General features: G+C 60.3%; 20 protein-coding genes. 6 read left to right on the top strand and 14 right to left on the bottom strand.

Features of this window, described 5'->3' with window-relative positions:
- Window positions 1-44: 44 nt before the first annotated feature.
- Window positions 45-929: a LysR substrate-binding domain-containing protein gene (locus NB069_RS07680; RefSeq protein WP_250588809.1), complete on the bottom strand. Its 885-nt coding sequence runs from the start codon at window positions 927-929 to the stop codon at window positions 45-47.
- A gap of 100 nt (window positions 930-1,029) precedes the next feature.
- Between NB069_RS07680 and NB069_RS07685 the strand changes: the two genes are divergently transcribed.
- Both NB069_RS07685 and NB069_RS07690 read left to right on the top strand, forming a co-directional pair.
- Window positions 1,030-1,332, top strand: a complete 303-nt coding sequence (locus NB069_RS07685; protein WP_250589473.1) for a carboxymuconolactone decarboxylase family protein — start codon at window positions 1,030-1,032, stop codon at window positions 1,330-1,332.
- 5 nt (window positions 1,333-1,337) lie between these two features.
- Complete coding sequence (locus NB069_RS07690) at window positions 1,338-1,727, top strand: tautomerase family protein (RefSeq protein WP_250588810.1); 390 nt, start codon at window positions 1,338-1,340, stop codon at window positions 1,725-1,727.
- Window positions 1,728-1,812: 85 nt separating this feature from the next.
- Here NB069_RS07690 and catA read toward each other — a convergent pair whose 3' ends face one another.
- Together catA and NB069_RS07700 are read right to left on the bottom strand one after the other, a co-directional pair.
- Entirely contained in the window at window positions 1,813-2,478 is a 666-nt protein-coding gene (gene catA / locus NB069_RS07695) for a type A chloramphenicol O-acetyltransferase (protein WP_250588811.1), read from the bottom strand.
- 98 nt (window positions 2,479-2,576) lie between these two features.
- On the bottom strand, window positions 2,577-3,029 hold the full coding sequence (locus NB069_RS07700) for a winged helix-turn-helix transcriptional regulator (protein WP_250588812.1): 453 nt from the start codon (window positions 3,027-3,029) through the stop codon (window positions 2,577-2,579).
- Between the two features lie 146 nt (window positions 3,030-3,175).
- On the opposite strand from NB069_RS07700, the gene agp reads away from it, so the two are divergent.
- Window positions 3,176-4,417: a bifunctional glucose-1-phosphatase/inositol phosphatase gene (gene agp, locus NB069_RS07705; RefSeq protein ID WP_250588813.1), complete on the top strand. Its 1,242-nt coding sequence runs from the start codon at window positions 3,176-3,178 to the stop codon at window positions 4,415-4,417.
- Between the two features lie 121 nt (window positions 4,418-4,538).
- Here the strand turns inward: agp and NB069_RS07710 are convergent, their stop codons facing one another.
- Both NB069_RS07710 and wrbA read right to left on the bottom strand, forming a co-directional pair.
- Window positions 4,539-4,766, bottom strand: coding sequence for a YccJ family protein (locus NB069_RS07710; RefSeq protein ID WP_039032294.1), 228 nt, complete (start codon window positions 4,764-4,766; stop codon window positions 4,539-4,541).
- 20 nt (window positions 4,767-4,786) lie between these two features.
- On the bottom strand, window positions 4,787-5,383 hold the full coding sequence (wrbA, locus tag NB069_RS07715; protein WP_250588814.1) for an NAD(P)H:quinone oxidoreductase: 597 nt from the start codon (window positions 5,381-5,383) through the stop codon (window positions 4,787-4,789).
- A 394-nt stretch (window positions 5,384-5,777) separates the two neighbouring features.
- Between wrbA and NB069_RS07720 the strand changes: the two genes are divergently transcribed.
- Window positions 5,778-5,954, top strand: a complete 177-nt coding sequence (locus NB069_RS07720) for a general stress protein (RefSeq protein WP_250588815.1) — start codon at window positions 5,778-5,780, stop codon at window positions 5,952-5,954.
- Window positions 5,955-6,094: 140 nt separating this feature from the next.
- Window positions 6,095-7,015 (top strand): DMT family transporter, encoded by a 921-nt coding sequence (locus NB069_RS07725; protein ID WP_250588816.1) that lies wholly within the window; start codon window positions 6,095-6,097, stop codon window positions 7,013-7,015.
- On the opposite strand, the gene rutG is transcribed toward NB069_RS07725, so the two are convergent.
- The 7 genes from rutG to rutA are packed head-to-tail and all read right to left on the bottom strand — an operon-like array spanning window position 7,006 to window position 12,438.
- Complete coding sequence (gene rutG / locus NB069_RS07730; protein ID WP_250588817.1) at window positions 7,006-8,328, bottom strand: pyrimidine utilization transport protein G; 1,323 nt, start codon at window positions 8,326-8,328, stop codon at window positions 7,006-7,008. The two genes, NB069_RS07725 and rutG, sit on opposite strands and share 10 nt — an antisense overlap.
- A gap of 20 nt (window positions 8,329-8,348) precedes the next feature.
- Window positions 8,349-8,840: an NADH-dependent FMN reductase RutF gene (gene rutF, locus NB069_RS07735; protein ID WP_250588818.1), complete on the bottom strand. Its 492-nt coding sequence runs from the start codon at window positions 8,838-8,840 to the stop codon at window positions 8,349-8,351.
- Between the two features lie 9 nt (window positions 8,841-8,849).
- Window positions 8,850-9,440, bottom strand: coding sequence for a malonic semialdehyde reductase (locus NB069_RS07740; RefSeq protein ID WP_250588819.1), 591 nt, complete (start codon window positions 9,438-9,440; stop codon window positions 8,850-8,852).
- Window positions 9,437-10,249, bottom strand: a complete 813-nt coding sequence (gene rutD, locus NB069_RS07745; protein WP_250588820.1) for a pyrimidine utilization protein D — start codon at window positions 10,247-10,249, stop codon at window positions 9,437-9,439. Before rutD ends, NB069_RS07740 begins: the two co-directional genes overlap by 4 nt.
- Before the next feature lie 7 nt (window positions 10,250-10,256).
- The gene (gene rutC, locus NB069_RS07750) at window positions 10,257-10,643 is read right to left on the bottom strand and encodes a pyrimidine utilization protein C (RefSeq protein ID WP_250588821.1); all 387 of its coding nucleotides are present in this window, start codon (window positions 10,641-10,643) and stop codon (window positions 10,257-10,259) included.
- 11 nt (window positions 10,644-10,654) lie between these two features.
- Window positions 10,655-11,347, bottom strand: coding sequence for a pyrimidine utilization protein B (rutB, locus tag NB069_RS07755; protein ID WP_250588822.1), 693 nt, complete (start codon window positions 11,345-11,347; stop codon window positions 10,655-10,657).
- Window positions 11,347-12,438 (bottom strand): pyrimidine utilization protein A, encoded by a 1,092-nt coding sequence (rutA, locus tag NB069_RS07760; protein WP_250588823.1) that lies wholly within the window; start codon window positions 12,436-12,438, stop codon window positions 11,347-11,349. Before rutA ends, rutB begins: the two co-directional genes overlap by 1 nt.
- A 289-nt stretch (window positions 12,439-12,727) precedes the next feature.
- Here rutA and rutR point away from each other — a divergent pair, with 289 nt between their 5' ends.
- A complete protein-coding gene (gene rutR, locus NB069_RS07765) occupies window positions 12,728-13,366 on the top strand; it encodes an HTH-type transcriptional regulator RutR (RefSeq protein ID WP_250588824.1) in 639 nt (212 codons plus the stop codon).
- Here rutR and NB069_RS07770 read toward each other — a convergent pair.
- Both NB069_RS07770 and putA read right to left on the bottom strand, forming a co-directional pair.
- Complete coding sequence (locus NB069_RS07770; RefSeq protein WP_250588825.1) at window positions 13,363-13,758, bottom strand: lysozyme inhibitor LprI family protein; 396 nt, start codon at window positions 13,756-13,758, stop codon at window positions 13,363-13,365. The genes rutR and NB069_RS07770 overlap by 4 nt on opposite strands.
- Window positions 13,759-13,865: 107 nt before the next feature.
- Window positions 13,866-17,828, bottom strand: coding sequence for a trifunctional transcriptional regulator/proline dehydrogenase/L-glutamate gamma-semialdehyde dehydrogenase (gene putA / locus NB069_RS07775; protein WP_250588826.1), 3,963 nt, complete (start codon window positions 17,826-17,828; stop codon window positions 13,866-13,868).
- Between the last annotated feature and the right edge of the window lie 204 nt (window positions 17,829-18,032).

Here is an 18,032-nt window from a genome sequence, read left to right on the forward strand (position 1 = left end):
GGGTACTGGCGCAAAACTGACAACCTGTGGCGAGGAACCGCCATTTACGCTACCCCGAGAAGAGACTGCTCCATCAACTGCGCCAGCAGCGTCTGCGCCCGCTGCGCTGACTCACTCCCGTGTTGCTGCTCAAGGGTAATGCCCAGTCTGCCCGGCGCGGGCAGCACGCTTCCCGCCACCTGCAGCCTGTCAGGCATCCCTATCCGGGTGCGTAGCGTTACGCCGAGCCCGGCCTGCACCGCCGCCCGGATCCCGCTCAGGCTGTGGCTGACAAACGCCACCCGCCAGGGAATGCCCGCCCGGTTCAGGCAGTCAATAGCATGGGAGCGCATCAGGCAGGGGCTGTCGAACATCACCAGCGGCAGAGGCTCGCCCCGGGCCAGCAGCGTACTGATATCCATCTCCGGGGGCTGGATCCACACCATCTGGCTCTGGCCGATGAGTCTGCCTTTGCGCGGTTCGCTCTCGTTCTGCCACAGCAGCACCATATCGAGGGCGTTGTCATCAAAGGCATTGAGCAGCGCCCGGTTACGATCCACCCGGGCGATGAGCCGCACCCCCGGATGGTGGCGTCTGAATTCTCCCAGGATCCCCGGCATCAGCGATTCGCCAAAATCCTCCTGCATGCCGATGCGGATCTCCTCCTGCAACAGTTCGCCCTTCAGCGCGAACTGCACCTCGTCATTCAGCGCCAGCATGCGGCGGGCGTACCCCATCACGATCTCGCCGTTACGGGTCAGTACCAGGCCGCGGCCTTTTTTCATCACCAGCGCTGCACCGCACTGCTGCTCCAGCTTTTTAAGCTGGGCGCTTACCGCCGAGGTGGAGCGGCAGAGGTGGATGGCGGCCAGCGCAAAGCTGCCGCACTCTATGCCAGTAACAAAACTGCGCAGCGCGTCGAGGTCGAGCGTCGGGGGAAGTTTGTCCATTATCGTCCTGAAATGCGGGATGATAGGCCGCATATAATTTGATTTTCAGGATCAAGATATGACGCCAGAATCGCCTTACTGTCAATACGGAGAGAACATGATGGCGAAATCACTCACTTCTGAAACCCTGACCCGCGTCGCGCCGAAACTGGCCGAGCTGAGCCAGACGGTGCTTTTCAATGATATCTGGAAACGTGACGCGCTCTCCCCGCGCGATCGCAGCCTGATAACGCTGGGTGCCCTGACGGCGCTGGGACGGGTGCAGCAGTTGCCCTGGCATATCAGCTTCGCCCAGCAAAATGGCCTGACCCGGGACGAAATCACCGAAGTCTTTACCCATCTGGCGTTCTACGCCGGCTGGCCTGCGGCGGTCTCCGCCCTCGGCTGCCTGGAGGAGGAGTAACCCCGATGCCTTTCACCCGTATTTCCCTGGGACCAGGGTATAGCGACGCGCAGATAGCGCAGATCTCCGATATCCTCCAGCAGAGCCTGGAGGCTGAATTCGCGGTTCCGCCGGGCGATCGCTTCCAGATTTTTGAGACCCTCCCGGCCACGCGCCACCTGTTTGACCGGCACTACAAAAGCGGCGGGCGCAGCGACAAATTTATTCAGTTTCACATACTGGCAGGCAAGCCCCGCTCGTCTGCGCAGAAGCAAAACCTCTGCCGCAGGCTGTGTGAAGAGCTGCGCCGGGCGCTGGATATTCATCCGGATGACGTGATGGTGATGATCCAGTTCAACACCGCCGACGAGTGGAGTTTCAGCCAGGGACGGATGCTGTCGGAGGAGGGGGGATGATTGTCATGCAGTGAAGCCGTTTTCACAGAGCCCGCCTGTTCCACGTCAAACAGCGCTTTAAACCGGTGCTATCTGAGGCACTGCGTTATTTTGACTGGTTCGGTAAGTCATTACACATCTCCTGTAACTCATTAAACAGTCTTGCCACATGGAAGCCGTCGCAGACGGCGTGGTGGATCTGAATGGCGAGGGGCAATAATACTTTTCCATCCTGGTTGTAATATTTTCCAAACGTAAACATGGGCGAGAAAAAGTTCTGCATTTTCGCAATGTTCATATTGAAGTTGGTAAAAGTTACCCAGGGAATAGAGGAGACAAAAAAGATATTTTCCGGAGACTCGCCCTTCGGCCAGTAAGCCAGGTTATCACCATAGCGGGCGACATCTTCTGAATAAGTCTCCTGGAAGTGCTGAAGGTTGCCATCATAGTGACTCCATAATGAGGAAAAGGTCTCCGTTTCATTATGGAAAATGGTATAGCTCGGATGAACCTCATTCCATGTGACCAGCTCGTTATTTTTCATCGCCATACGGAACTCCGCATGCCTGTTCACAATTTTAGCGAGGAGGGAAATAACGGTCGGGTAAAATTTCCAGCCAACCTCTTTGACATGTTTGAGCAGCGCGGTAATGTCCACCAGCACCGTCTGGTTAATTGAACATTCCGCAAACGACTGGAATACCGCAAAATGCTCCCTTCTTGCCCAGGCGGATAAATCAACAGGTGTATACTCTGGCGTTATTTTTTTCATTTTTAACCTTTGATCGGCAGTGATATAGCAGATGTTAGTCTGAGTGTTGTCGTGCTTTGGGCTGGTGTTTTCCGCAATATCTCACCTGCTCAGTGAGATCACTCCTTCAGCGCCGGATACTTCGCCACCACCTCATCTGGCGTCAGCTCCCGCCCGTCGCTCGCGATCATCCTGAGCCTTCGCAGGGGCTGACGATCCCGCGCGTCCACCAGCACGGTTCCCGTATCCCCCTCGGCGAACAGGTGCGCGTTGCCCCACTGGGAGAGCGCCAGCAGCACGGTTTGCAGATCGCGGCCTTTCGCGGTCAGTACATACTCCTGCCAGGCGCTGCCGTCGGAAGCGGGTTGCAGCACCAGGATGCCTTCGTCCACCAGCAGCTTCAGCCGGGTTGCCAGCATGTTCTTCGCAATGCCGAGGCTTTTCTGAAACTCGCCAAAACGCGTAATGCCGCTGAGGGCATCGCGCACAATCAGCAGGGACCACCAGTCGCCGATAATATCCAGCGAGCGGGCAACAGGGCAGGGACTCTCTTCCAGTCGGGTACGTTTCACGGTGTCTCCTTATCAGCGGTAAGTTTAATTATAAAACCAATATGCCCGCGCGTACAAAGCAAGCTGTCACTTTGCGGGCAGGCTCCAGGTAATTCGTCACAAATCTGTCACACTGTTTACAACAACAAACAGGTGAGGAATTAGGGATGAGAAAAGCACTACTCGCTGTCGCCGTGGCGGGCAGCATCGGATTGTCTTGTGGCGTTCAGGCGCAAACCGCGCCGGAAGGGTATCAGCTGGAACAGGTTCTGATCATGAGCCGCCATAACCTGCGTGCGCCGCTGGCGAATAACGGCAGCGTGCTTGAACAGTCGACCCCGGAAAAATGGCCGGAGTGGGATGTGCCTGGCGGGCAGCTCACCACCAAAGGGGGCGTACTGGAGGTCTATATGGGCCACTATATGCGCGAGTGGCTGGCAGAGCAGGGCCTGGTCACCGCCGGGGAGTGTCCGGCGGCGAACAGCGTTTATGCTTATGCCAACAGTCTCCAGCGTACGGTGGCGACCGCGCAGTTCTTCATTACCGGCGCCTTCCCGGGCTGCGATGTGCCGGTACACCATCAGGAACAGATGGGCACCATGGACCCAACCTTCAATCCGGTGATCACCGACAACTCTCCGGAATTCCGCGAGAAAGCCCTGCAGGCAATGAACAAAGAGCGTCAGGGGATGCAGCTGGATGAGAGCTACAAGCTGCTGGAGCAGATGACCGACTACGCTCAGTCCCCATCCTGCAAAGAGAAACAGGTCTGCTCCCTGACCGACGCGAAAGACACCTACAGCGCCGAATACCAGAAAGAGCCCGGCGTGTCCGGTCCACTGAAGGTGGGCAACTCGCTGGTGGATGCCTTCACGTTGCAGTATTACGAAGGCTTCCCGATGGATCAGGTGGCCTGGGGCGAGATCAAAACCGACCAGCAATGGCGGGTGCTCTCCCAGCTGAAAAACGGCTATCAGGATTCGCTGTTTACCTCCGCAGAGGTGGCGCGTAACGTGGCGAAACCGCTGGTGAAATACATCGACAACGCGCTGGTCACCGACCAGGCGAAAGCGCCGAAAATCACCGTGCTCGTCGGGCATGACTCCAACATCGCCTCCCTGCTGAAGGCGCTGGATTTTAAACCCTATCAGCTTCACGGCCAGTACGAGCGTACGCCGATTGGCGGCAAGATCGTCTTCCAGCGCTGGCACGACAAGACCGGCAACCGCGACTTGATGAAAATTGAGTACGTTTACCAGAGTAGCGAGCAGCTGCGAAATGCCCAGGTGCTGACCTTAGAAGCCCCGGCGCAGCGCGTCACGCTGGAGCTGAATGGCTGCCCGGTCGATGGGGATGGGTTCTGCCCGGTGGAGACGTTTAATACGGTGTTGAATACGGCGGCGAAGTAAGGGTATTTCCTCTCCCCCACGGGAGAGGAAACAAAGCGTCGGGTGGCGCGTCGCTTACCCGACCTAAAAGATCCCATCCTGTAGGCCTGATAAGCGTAGCGCCATCAGGCACCGCATGCTGTCAGACGTTTTTACGTTCGATGGTCTGCTCGCCCCAGAACAGCGAGTCTTTGTCGGTTTTTTCGAAGGCTAACATCAGCACCTCATCATTACCTTCTTCCCAGATTTTCTCTGCCAGTTTTTCGTCATATTTTGCGACTTCAAAAATCGCCTCGGCGATCTCCGGTGATGTATTACGTAAGCGCGCAAATTCCCCAACGCGATGTGCTTTAGCTTCTTGAGTTGGCATAGTAATCCTCCTGTTGAGCGTTAAGCTTTCAGTTTAGCAGCCAGACCGGCGACATATTCACCCTGATAGCGGGCGATGTTCAGTTCTGCTTCTGACGGCTGACGTGAGCCGTCGCCACCGGCAATAGTGGTCGCGCCGTAAGGTGTTCCGCCGCGAACCTGTGAAATATCAAACAGCTCCTGAGTACCGTAGCCAATAGGCACAATCACCATCCCATGGTGTGCAAGGGTGGTCCATGTGGAGGTAATGGTCTGCTCCTGTCCACCACCGGTGCCGGTGGAGCTGAACACGCTGGCAATCTTGCCGTGTAACGCATTCTTCGCCCACAGCCCGCCGGTCTGATCGAGGAAGGTACGCATCTGTCCGGCCATGTTGCCGAAGCGCGTCGGGGTGCCAAAGATGATCGCGTCATAATCGCCCAGCTCCTGGGGAGAGGCCTCCGGCGCGTCCTGCGCTTTGCCGCCTGCTCTGGCAAATGCTTCTGCCTGCATGGTTTCCGGCACGCGTTTGATCACCACCTCAACCCCCCCGACTTTCCTGGCGCCGTCCGCCACTGCATGAGCCATGGTTTCGATGTGTCCGTACATGGAATAGTAGAGCACCAGAATTCTCGTCATTTCTCCTCACTCCTCGCATGATTTTTTGGGCCAGCGGCATGCTGTCCTCTTTTAAAGATATGTCGTGACAGCGAGACTGCAAATCTGTAGGCCATTTATTTGATTTTAAACAATAAAGCGGGCGCACCTTTCTTCGTAGCAAAATGACACATTTTCATGATTGTGAATTTTCGGAATGATAAGAACGGCTTATGATTCCGTTTCGCCAGGCTTCATACAAAAGGCTGATATCCTATTGCAGAATATTACGATTGGCTGGCTGAATGCCCATGCTCCACTAAGCTTAGGTTCACGCGGCGCAGATAAAGCCACTTTTTTAGCGTCGTCAGGTGGAAGAAATCCCTTTCACTGAATGCAGAATGAAATCTTATGTGTCTAACTCTGGAGGTCCGACATGGCAAACCATCGTGGTGGGTCAGGTAATTTTGCAGAAGACCGTGAAAGAGCATCAGCAGCAGGACGTAAAGGTGGCCAGCAGAGCGGGGGTAATTTCAAGAATGACCCTCAGCGCGCATCCGAAGCTGGCAAAAAAGGGGGCAAAAATAGCCACGGCGGCAACAAGAGCAGTTAAGTTGCAGCCGCCTGCAGTAAAGGTCTCATGACCACAGGCACCCCCGCCGCCGGGATACCCGGCGGTTTTTTTATGCCTGTTATTGAAGTGTTACCAAATTCCTACCACACTAGCGGATTCATTTTTTACGCTGGTGCCTCATGTCCTCCTCTCGTTATGCCTTTTCGATCAAACCGCAGGAAGCGATCCTGATCCTTATCACCATGTTCTGGGGTGGGACCTTTCTTGCGGTGCAGTATGCCGTAACCCTCAGCGATCCCTTCTTTTTTGTCGGCCTGCGCTTCGCCACGGCGGCGCTGGCGGTGGCGCTTATCTCCCTGAAAACCCTGCGCGGGCTGACCCTGACCGAGCTGAAGGCGGGGCTGGCGATAGGCGTGGCAATTGCGATGGGCTACAGCCTGCAAACCTGGGGATTACAGACCATCCCCAGCAGCAAATCGGCCTTTATTACCGCCATGTATGTTCCGCTGGTGCCGCTGCTGCAGTGGCTCTGCCTGCGCCGCATGCCGGGAATGATGTCCTGCATCGGCATTGTGCTGGCCTTTATCGGGCTGATCCTGCTGGCAGGGCCGGAAGATAACCTCCTGGCGCTGGGGACAGGGGAGATAATCACGCTGGTGGGAGCGGTGGCGATTGCCGCGGAGATTATCCTCATCAGCGCCTGGGCCGGGAAGGTGGACGTCAAGCGCGTCACCGTTGTGCAGCTGGCCACCGCCTCGGTAGTGGCGTTTCTGACCATGATCCCCGCCGGAGAATCTGTTCCGCCGATGTCGACGGGGCTGTGGATCGTGGCGCTCGGGCTTGGGATTTTCAGCGCCATTATTCAGGTGACCATGAACTGGGCCCAGCGAAGCGTCTCTCCGACGCGGGCAACGGTTATCTATACCGGGGAGCCGGTGTGGGCGGGGATTTTTGGCCGTCTGGCCGGGGAGCGTCTGCCGCTACTGGCTCTGCTGGGGGCGGCCTTTATCATTGCGGGCGTGCTGGTGAGTGAGCTTAAGCTCAAAAGAAAGAACAAGGCGCTGGCGGAAGCCGACAGCGCCACGCTGGATCAGTCCTGAGGAACCACATCCCCCTGCGTCACCCCCGCCATCCGGCGGCTGAGCAGGGCGTTAAGGGCAATGGCGCCGAAGGTGGCCGTGCCGATCCCGCCCAGGGTGAAGCCGCCGAGCGAAAGGGCAAAATCACCCGCGCCCAGCACCAGGGTCACGGCGACCATAATCAGGTTGCCGTTCTGACTCAGATCGACATGGTTCTGCACCCAGATCCGCGCCCCGGCCACCGCGATTAACCCGAACACCACAATCGATGCCCCGCCAATCACCGGCGCGGGAATGGTGTGGATCAGCGCCCCAAACTTCGGTGAGAAGCCGAGCAGCACGGCAATCGCCGCCGCCGCCACGAACACCAGCGTCGAGTAGACTTTGGTCACCGCCATCACGCCGATATTCTCGGCATAGGTGGTAACCCCGCTGCCGCCCACCGAGCCCGACAGCATGGTCGCCAGCCCGTCGCCGACGAAGGCCCGGCCCATATACGGGTCCATATTGCGCCCGGTCATTCCGGCTACCGCCTTCAGGTGGCCAAGGTTTTCCGCCACCAGGATCACCGCTACCGGGGCAATCAGCATTATCGCCTGGCCATTAAAGGTGGGGGAGGTCAGCTGCGGCAGACCAAACCACGCCGCCTGCTGCACAAGAGCAAAATCCACCGGCTTGCCGAGCCCAAAAACGCTGGTCAGCAGGGCGTAGAGCAGGCAGGCGACGATCAGCCCCACCAGGATCAGCAGCCGCTGGACCATTCCCCGGGTAAACACCGCTACCAGACCGATGCACAGCACCGTCATCACCGCCATCCAGCTGTCAAAGGCCGAACCGGAGACGCCTTTCACGGCGATGGGGGCCAGGTTCAGGCCAATTGCCATCACCACCGCCCCGGTCACCACCGGCGGCATCAGCCGTTCGATCCAGCGGGTGCCCATCTTCATCACCACCAGGCCAATCGCGGTGTAGATCGCGCCGCAGGCGATGATCCCGCCCAGCGCCACGCTCAGCTGCGGGTTAACGCCCTGGCCGCTAAAGCCGGTGGCGGCGATCACCACCCCGACAAAGGCGGCGCTGGAGCCGAGGTAGCTCGGCACCCGTCCGCCAGTGATGAAAAAGAACAGCAGAGTGCCAATGCCCGACATCAGAATCGACAGGTTAGGATCCAGCCCCATCAGAATGGGCATCAGCACCGTGGCGCCAAACATCGCCACCGCGTGCTGCACCCCCATCACGGCGGTTTGCGCCAGCGGGAGACGTTCATCCGGCGCGACCACGCCGCTTTCTGAGGTCGATTTCAACTGCCAGTGAGGAAAACCGAATAGTGCCATCAGCTGCTCCTTAAGGAGGGTTAACAGGCGGGTCGCATCAGCGCGTGGTAGCCGCGGTCAAACCACACCAGGCCCTGGGGCACCGGGTGGCGGGTAATAGCAACGATCTCGCAAAACAGAATGTCGTGAGTGCCGACGCTCACCACCTGGCTAATCCGGCAGTCGAACGAGGCCAGCGCCTCGTCCAGCCGCGGGCAACCGGTGGCGCCCGTCTGCCAGCCGGCGGCGGCAAAGCGGTCGGCCATCGGGGTTTTTCCCCCGAACAGATTCGAGAGCGACTCCTGGCCCGCGCTCAGGGTATTGACGCACAGGGTGCGATTGTCGTTAAACACCGGCCACACCGACGCGCCGCGATTCAGGCACACCAGCAGGGTCGGCGGCGAGTCGGTCACGCTGCATACCGCGCTGGCGGTAAAGCCCGCCTGACCGGCCGGGCCGTCGGTGGTGATGATATTGACCGCCGCGCCAAGACAGGCCATGGCATCCCGAAACGTTTGTTTATCGATATTCATGGTGGCTCCTTATGCCAGCCCGCAGGCGTCTTCAAAGCTCAGGCGGGGCAGGCGCCCGTAGAGTTTGCTGGTGTCTCCGTAGCCGATATTGATCAGCAGGTTGCTTTTCAGGCTGCTGCCGGTGAAAAAGGTCGCGTCGACCTTCTCCCGGTCAAAGCCGGACATCGGCCCGGTATCCAGCCCCAGCGCCCGGCAGGCGACGATCAGGTAGGCCGCCTGCATCGTACTGTTGCGAAAGGCGGTCTCCTCGGCGAGCTGCGGGCTGGCGGTAAACCAGCTCCGGGCATCCCCGTGGGGGAACAGCTCCGGCAGACGCTCATAAAACACGCTGTCCCAGGCCACAATCGCTGTCACCGGGGCGGTGAGGGTCTTTTGCAGGTTGCCGCTGGAGAGCGCCGGGCGCAGCTTCTCTTTGCCTTCCGGGGTGCGGATAAACACCATCCGCGCCGGGGAGCAGTTGGCGGAGGTCGGGCCCCACTTCATCAGGTCGTAGATTTCCCGCAGCGTCTCGTCGCTGACCGGGCGATCCAGCCAGCCGTTATGGGTCCGCGCCTCGGTAAACAGCGCGTGCTGCGCCGTCGGGTTGATGGCTTCACTCATGACAACTCCTTCGATAAACGTTCGTGACGGTGCAGCAGGCTGGCAAGCCCGTTTTGCAGCAGGGCGTTAAATGCCTCCGGCTCGGTCACGTTGCAGGCGTGGCCGCCTCTGGGCATCAGGGTGAGGATGCTGTCGGGCAGGGCGGCATGTAGCTGCGACGAACAGACCGACGGCACCAGCAGATCGTCGGCTGAGCAGATAATCTGCACCGGGCAGCGGATATGAAGTACGAGGCGACTGTAGTCGGCCCGCTTCAGGGCGTTGAGCCTGCGCAGCAGAGTGGTTTTGCCCTGGAAGTGGGCGAGGGCCAGCGCCTCTTCGGCCTCCAGGCGCGGCTGGCGGGCTGCCATCCAGTCCGCCGGATAGAGAAACAGCGGCTGAGCTTCCACCCACGCCTGAGCGCCTCCGGCGTGCAGCAGCCGCTCGCGGATCTGAAAACAGCGCCGGGTGTGAGGATGCAGCGCCAGCCAGCCGTTGATGCATACCAGCGCGCTGAGTGCTGCGGGGTGATCCACCGCCAGATGCAGGCCGATCAGCGCCCCCAGGGCATGGCCCACCACGCTGAACTGCGCGATCCCTGCGCGCTCCAGGGCCTGCCACAGCTCGTCGGCCATCTGCGCCAGGCTGTACTCCTCCGGCAGCTCGCCGGGATTGTTGCCGGTGCCGCGCTGGTCATAGCAGACCACCTGATACCCCTGCTCCAGCTCGGCAAGCTGGGGCAGCCAGTAGCTGGCGCTGCCTCCTAATCCGGCAATCAGCACCACAACCGGCGCGCCGGGAAAGGGCGGCGGTGAAATGGACAGATTCATGGCAACCTCACGGCGTGATGTGGGCGATGGTGGCGATCTCCACCAGCGCGTCGGGTTTGACCAGCCCGCACTGAATGCAGAAGCGCGCCGGTTTATCGCCGGGGAAAAACTCGGCGTAGATTTCGTTAATCGCGGCGTAGTTTTTCCAGTCGGTGATAAAGATGCTGTTGAAGGTCACGTCCTCCATGGTGCCACCCGCCGTTTCGATTACGCGCTGGATGGTCTGCAGCACGTGGCGGGTTTGCGCCTTTGGGTCATCGGGGAAGACCACGTTGTTCTGCGCATCGAACGGCAGGGTGCCGGAGACGTAGACCACGCCGTCCGCCAGGGTGCCGGGAACGAAAGGGGCAATCGGGGTGCTGGTGCCCGGGGGAATAATCACAGATTTCGGCATTGGGTGGCTCCTCAGGCTATGCGGGCACAGGTGGCGGGAGAGAGGGCGTCGCAGAAGGTGGCGACATCGCTGACCCAGCCAAAAAAGGTTTCGATGTTGAACAGCGCGGCCTGCTGGGCAAATGCCGGCCCGGCCTGGTGGGTGGCGTCTTCCAGCACCACGCCGAAATACTCGAGGAAGAAGCCGTCGCGCAGGGTGGACTCCACGCAGACGTTGGTGGCAATGCCGGTGAAAATCAGATGGCGGATACCGCGGCTGCGCAGCAGGCTGTCCAGGGGCGTATTAAAGAAGCCGCTGTAGCGCGGTTTGGGCAGCACGATGTCGCCCGGCTCCGGCACCAGCTCGTTCACCAGCTGATAATCCCAGCCGCCTTTCGCCAGCAGCTTGCCCTGCAGCTCCGGGCGCTGGCGCATGGTTTTTAAGGCATTCGACTTATGGAAGTTGGGCGAGCCGGGGCCGCCTGCCTCCACGTACTGTTCATCCCAGCCGTTCTGGAACCAGATAATCAGTATCCCGGCGGCCCGCGCGGCAGCGACGGCGGTTTTGATGTTCTCAATCACCGGACGGGTGGCGGAGACGTCAAACCCGGCGAGATCGAGGTAACCGCCGGGGCTGGCGTAGGCGTTCTGCATATCCACCACGATCAGCGCGCTGTGGGCAGGATCAAAGCTAATGGCTTCCGGACGTGCGGGCAGGGTCGTCATTACGCCACCTCCTTCGTGATGGCTGGAATGTGGGTGCGGCACTGCATCAGCGGCTGGATGCGCTCGCCGAAGGCCTCAATCCCGGTGAGGAAATCATCAAAGGTCAGGAGCACGCCTTCCGCCCCCGGCACGCTGGCCACATCATCGAGCATCCGCGCCACGCTGGCGTAAGAGCCCACCAGCGTGCCCATGTTGATATTCACCGCCGAGGTCGGGTCGGCCATCTGGCGCACGTTGGTGTCCGAACCGGAGCGGGTATCTTTCTGGCTCTGCTCGCTGAGCCAGCTCAGGGCTTCCTCGTCGGCGCCGGCTTTGTAGTGCTCCCACTTCGCCCGCGCCGCCTCGTCGGTTTCGTCGGCGATCACCATAAACAGCACATAGGAGCCGACGTCGCGCCCGGTCTTTTCCGCAGCCGCCTTCATGCGGGCGGCAGTTGGCGCAAAGGCCGCCGGGGTGTTAACCCCTTTGCCGAAGCAGAAGTTGAAGTCGGCGTATTTCGCCGAAAAGTCCATTCCGGCATCGCTCTGCCCGGCGCAGATCACCTTCATCGGCACCGACGGCTGCGGGCTGACGCGGCAGTCGTCCATGGTGAAGAATTCGCCTTTGAAATCGCTCTTGCCGGTGCCCCACAGATCGCGCAGAACCTGGACATACTCGGTGAGGTAGTCGTAGCGCTTAGAGAAGTACTCATCCCCCGGCCAGAGTCCCATCTGCTCATACTCCGGTTTCTGCCAGCCGGTGACGAGGTTCACGCCAAAGCGTCCGCCGGAGATGGTGTCGATGGTCGAGGCCATCCGCGCCACGATGGCCGGAGGCAGGGTGAGGGTGGCGGCGGTCGCGTAGATCTGGATGCGGGAGGTGACCGCCGCCAGCCCCGCCATCAGGGTGAAGGACTCCAGGTTGTGATCCCAGAATTCGGTCTTACCGCCGAAGCCGCGGAGCTTAATCATCGACAGGGCAAAATCGAAGTGGTAGTGCTCTGCCTTTTGCACAATGGCTTTGTTCAGCTCAAAGGTCGGCATGTATTGCGGCGCGTGGGTAGAGATAAGCCAGCCGTTGTTGCCAATGGGAACGAATACGCCAATTTTCATCACGAACCTCTCTTCATCACAGATAAGTTGAAAGTCAGACGTGGCGCTGCATCCTGCATTTCCTGTTCAGCCGCGTATTTACGGTTTTGCAAAGGCGATGCCAGTTTTGAAATTGGTAGTGTTATTATGGTGTTAAAGAAAGGTTGATGATTTGCAGGCGTTAAAACTGGACTGTCTGGTCAAAATAGTTGCACACAAAGCAGGCAGTCGTGCGCGGTAGCGGTGCAGATTGTCGTGGCAGGCCTGGGGTTTTTGCTATGCTGGGGGCATATCAACAAGGAGCGAGCCCATGGCGCAAGGCGCAGTGAAAACAGGCGGTAAACGTTCGCAGGCAGTGAACGCGAAAAAACAGGCGATCCTCTCGGCGGCGCTGGAGACTTTCTCGCAGTTTGGCATTCACGGTACGCGCCTGGAGCAGGTGGCCGAGCTGGCGGGAGTGTCGAAAACCAATCTGCTCTACTACTTCCCCTCGAAAGAGGCGCTCTACATTGCCGTCCTGCAACAGATTCTGGATATCTGGCTGGCGCCGCTGAAGGCGTTTCGCGAGGAGCTCACTCCGCTGCTGGCGATCCAGCAGTACATCCGCCTGAAGCTGGAGGTCTCCCGGGACTATCCTCAGGCCTCAAGGCTGTTCTGTCTGGAGATGCTGCAGGGGGCTCCGCTGCTGAAGGCGGCGCTGAGCGGCGATCTGAAATCACTGGTGGATGAGAAGTCGGCGATCATTGCCGGTTGGGTCGCTACCGGTAAACTGGCACCGGTGGACCCGCACCATCTGATCTTTATGATCTGGGCGGCCACCCAGCACTACGCCGACTTTTCCGCCCAGGTGGAGGCGGTGACGGGCAAGACGCTCAAGGACGATGACTTCTTCCACAGCACGGTAGAAAACGTTGAGCGGATGATCATCGAAGGAGTCCGGGTGCGTTAATTTGCCGGGGGCAGCGGGCAGCTCAGGTCGCCCTCTTCACACTGCATCAGCGTGGCCAGCCAGGCTTCACGTTCGTTGGTTTTATCCGCCAGACACTGGTTCACAATCATCGGCTGAACGAAGCCGCCTTCGGTGCCGGAGCCGATAAAGGCGCAATCGGCATCACGCAGGGCGATCCACGCCTGCTGGGCCTTTTTTAGCAGCTCGCGCTGGGGCGCTTCGGCGCGTTTGATGGCTGCCTGGTAGGTCTGGTTCAGGGTTTTATCCGCGGTCTGATATTGTTGCGCGGTGCAGGTGTTCATCTCTGTCTGGGTGCTGGCGTTGGTGCACTCATCCGCCAGGACGCTGGCGCTCAGCAGTAGCGCGGCACCGGCAATAAAAGCTCGTTTCATGACTCCCTCCGAATAAAAAAGCCGGGTGGCGGCTTCGCCTTACCCGGCCTACAACATCAAAACCGTAGCCCCGGTAAGCGTAGCGCCACCGGGGAGAGATTGCACGCTTAACCGATGGTCATCAGGCTGGCGTTACCCCCTGCGGCGGCGGTGTTGACGCTGAGCGAACGCTCCACGTACAGGCGCTCCAGCTGCAGGTTGGTTTCACCCCGGGCGAAGCCCTGCACCGAGACAATCGCCCCGCTGCGGGCCGCGACCTGCTCGCACAGCTCGCGCAGCTGGTCAGAGTCGCCGTGATAGATCACCGCGTCAAACGGCTGGCTGGTCAGTACATCGGCTTTGGCAAAGCGAATGCGCGCGCTCACCGCCTTCGGCAGCTGTTTTGCCAGGTCGCGGTGCAGGCCATCGTCCGGCCACAGCACTTCGCACCCGGTTGCCAGCGCGGCCGCCAGCTGGATCAGCGCATCCTGCTCGTTATCCGCCACGCACAGTACGCGCTCGCGCGGCATCAGCGTCCAGGTGTTGCGCTCGCCCGTTGGGCCCGGCAGCACGCGCTGGGTACCGGCCTGCGCCAGCTCGCCATACTCCTGGCACAGCTCACGCAGTTCAGGGCGTTTTTCTGCCCAGGTTTTCAACGCTTCCAGCGGCTGGGTCAGCACCGTTTTCACCTGGGTGTCGACCGCGTATTGCGCATCCTGACGCGCCAGCGTCACGCCCAGCGCCTTCGCCGGACGGTTAGCCAGCAGGCGATAGAGGTACATTGGCCCCCCGGCTTTCGGACCGGTGCCCGACAGCCCTTCGCCGCCGAACGGCTGCACGCCCACCACGGCACCCACCATATTACGGTTCACGTACAGGTTGCCGACGTTGGCGCTGCCGGTCACCTGGGCGATGGTCTCGTCGATACGGGTGTGCACCCCCAGGGTCAGACCGTAGCCGGAGGCGTTGATCTGCTCGATAAGCTGGTCAAGATTGTTACGGTTGTAGCGCACCACGTGCAGGACCGGACCAAACACTTCCTTTTTCAGCTCGTCGAAGCTCGCCAGCTCAATCAGGGTTGGCGCCACGAAGGTGCCGCTGGTCCACTCACGGGCATCTTCGCTGTTCTCACGCACCGCCTGGTATACCGGACGGCCTTTGGCGCGCATCGCCTGGATGTGGTTTTCGATGTTGGCTTTCGCTTCTGCATCGATCACCGGGCCGATGTCGGTGGTCAGACGGCCAGGGTTGCCCATCCGGCATTCCGCCATCGCACCGCGCAGCATTTTCAGGGTGTGGTCGGCGACTTCATCCTGCACGCAGAGCACGCGCAGGGCAGAGCAGCGCTGTCCGGCGCTGTCGAAGGCCGAGGCGACCACGTCCACCACCACCTGTTCGGTCAGGGCGGAGGAGTCGACGATCATGGCGTTCATCCCGCCGGTCTCGGCGATCAGCGGCGTTGGACGGCCCTGCGCATCCAGACGGGTGGCGATGTTGCGTTGCAGCAGGGAGGCCACTTCGGTGGAGCCAGTGAACATCACGCCACGCACGCGGTTGTCGGCGGTGAGCTTCGCGCCAACGGTCTCGCCACGGCCCGGCAGCAGCTGCACCACGCCCGCCGGAACGCCCGCTTCCAGCAGGATATTGATCCCCTGGGCAGCAATCAGCGGCGTCTGCTCGGCCGGTTTGGCCAGCACGCTGTTACCGGCGGCAAGCGCGGCAGCAATCTGGCCGGTGAAGATGGCCAGCGGGAAGTTCCACGGGCTGATACAGACCACCGGACCCAGCGGGCGATGGGTTTCGTTGTCGAAATCGTCACGGACCTGGCCGGCATAGTAGTGCAGGAAGTCCACCGCCTCGCGCACTTCGGCGATGGCGTTGCTGAAGGTTTTACCCGCCTCGCGCACCAGAATGCCAATCAGCTGCTGCATCTGATCTTCCATCAGCACCGCGGCGCGTTCCAGAATGGCCGCGCGCTCCTGCGGTGGCGTGGCGAACCAGATCGGGGCGTTGTTCACCGCGCTGTCGAGGGCCAGGTCCACTTCCTGCTCGGTGGCTTCACGGACAAAACCAACGATGTCTTTTGGCTCGGCCGGGTTGACCACCGGCTGCATTTCACCTGCGCTGACCGGCTGCTCCAGAATCGGTTTCGCCTGCCATTTCTGCAGGGCGCTGTTGAGCAGCGACGAGGAGAGGGACGCCAGACGGTGTTCGTTCGCCAGATCGAGGCCTGCAGAGTTGATACGGCCGTTGCCGTACAGCTCGCGCGGCAGGGCAATCTTCGGATGCGGCAGACCGACCTGACCTTCCTGAACGGCCATCTTTTCCACCGCCTGCACCGGGTCTGCTACCAGCTCGTCCAGCGGCAGGGTGGCATCGGCGATGCGATTAACGAAGGAGGTGTTGGCGCCGTTTTCCAGCAGTCGACGCACCAGGTACGCCAGCAGCGTTTCGTGGGTGCCGACCGGGGCGTAAATACGGCACGGACGGTTCAGTTTGCCGTCCGCCACTTTGCCGGTGACCTGCTCGTACAGCGGTTCACCCATGCCGTGCAGGCACTGGAACTCGTACTGGCCCGGATAGTAGTTCTGCCCGGCCAGCTGGTAGATGGCCGCCAGGGTGTGGGCGTTGTGGGTGGCAAACTGCGGGTAGATCAGGTTCGGCACGCCGAGCAGCTTTTTGGCGCAGGCGAGGTAGGAGACGTCGGTGTAGACCTTGCGGGTGTAGACCGGATAGCCTTCCAGGCCGTCCATTTGGGCGCGTTTGATCTCGCTGTCCCAGTAGGCGCCCTTCACCAGACGGATCATCAGGCGGCGGCGGCTGCGGGTGGCGAGGTCAATCAGGTAATCAATCACGAACGGACAGCGCTTCTGGTAGGCCTGGATAACGAAGCCAATCCCGTTCCAGCCCGCCAGCTCTGGCTCGAAGCAGAGTTTTTCCAGCAGATCGAGGGAGATCTCCAGGCGGTCGGCCTCTTCGGCGTCGATGTTGATCCCGATGTCATACTGGCGCGCCAGCAGGGTCAGGGACTTCAGGCGCGGATAGAGCTCTTCCATCACGCGATCGTACTGGGCGCGGCTGTAGCGCGGGTGCAGGGCGGAGAGCTTGATGGAGATCCCCGGGCCTTCATAAATACCGCGACCGTTGGAGGCTTTACCGATGGCGTGGATCGCCTGCTGGTAGGAGACCAGGTAAGCCTGCGCGTCGGCGGCGGTCAGCGCCGCTTCGCCCAGCATGTCATAGGAGTAACGGAAGCCTTTGTCTTCCAGCTTGCGGGCGTTGGCCAGCGCTTCGGCGATGGTTTCCCCGGTCACGAACTGCTCGCCCATCAGGCGCATCGCCATGTCCACGCCTTTGCGGATCAGCGGCTCGCCGCTCTTGCCGATAATGCGGTTCAGGGAGCGGGAGAGGTTGGCTTCGTTATGGGTGGAGACCAACTTGCCGGTAAACAGCAGGCCCCAGGTGGCGGCGTTAACAAACAGCGACGGGCTGCGGCCAATGTGGGAGTGCCAGTTGCCGTTGCTGATCTTGTCGCGGATCAGGGCGTCGCGGGTGGCTTTATCCGGGATACGCAGCAGCGCCTCCGCCAGGCACATCAGGGCCACGCCCTCCTGAGAGGAGAGGGAGAACTCCTGCAGCAGGCTCTGCACCATCCCGGCGCGGCCTGAGGCGGTTTTCTGGTTACGCAGTTTTTCAGCAAGCTGATACGCCAGGCTGTGGGCCTGAGAGGCAACCGGCTCCGGCAGACGGGCCTGCTCCAGCAGCATCGGCACGGCATCGGTCTCTGCACGACGGTAAGCGGCGGTAATGGCCGCGCGGCTCACGGACTGCGGCAAAATCTGCTCGGCAAATTCGAGGAACGGCTGGTGGATCTCTTCGCTCGCCTCGGCGCTGTCGTCGCTCTCGTTGGCGGCACCGGCCAGCAGGGCAGGCAGTTCTGGCAGGGCGTCGTCGCTCTCCAGTTTTTCCAGATAGTTGAAGATTGCCTGCTTAATTAACCAGTGTGGCGTGCGGTCAATTCGGGTTGCGGCCGATTTAATCCGTTCGCGGGTCGCGTCATCCAGCTTAACCCCCATAGTGGTCATGCCCATGCCAAAAACTCCTGTGATTCAGTAGCGCTAGTGTAGTTAACGTGAAATATCCACTATGTTGCAACTTTGTGCAACCACGTTAAATGTGACCCGGTTTGCAAGCTGGAAAATGAATGGAATGTTACTGTGTGGTTAACCGTAAAATAAGTGTGGATTTTAAGGGTGAAGCCTGTTTTCATGCGGCGCTTAACACTTTTTAAAGGT

This window comes from Leclercia adecarboxylata (assembly GCF_023639785.1).
In the GTDB taxonomy this organism is placed as follows: Bacteria; Pseudomonadota; Gammaproteobacteria; order Enterobacterales; family Enterobacteriaceae; genus Enterobacter; species Enterobacter adecarboxylatus_D.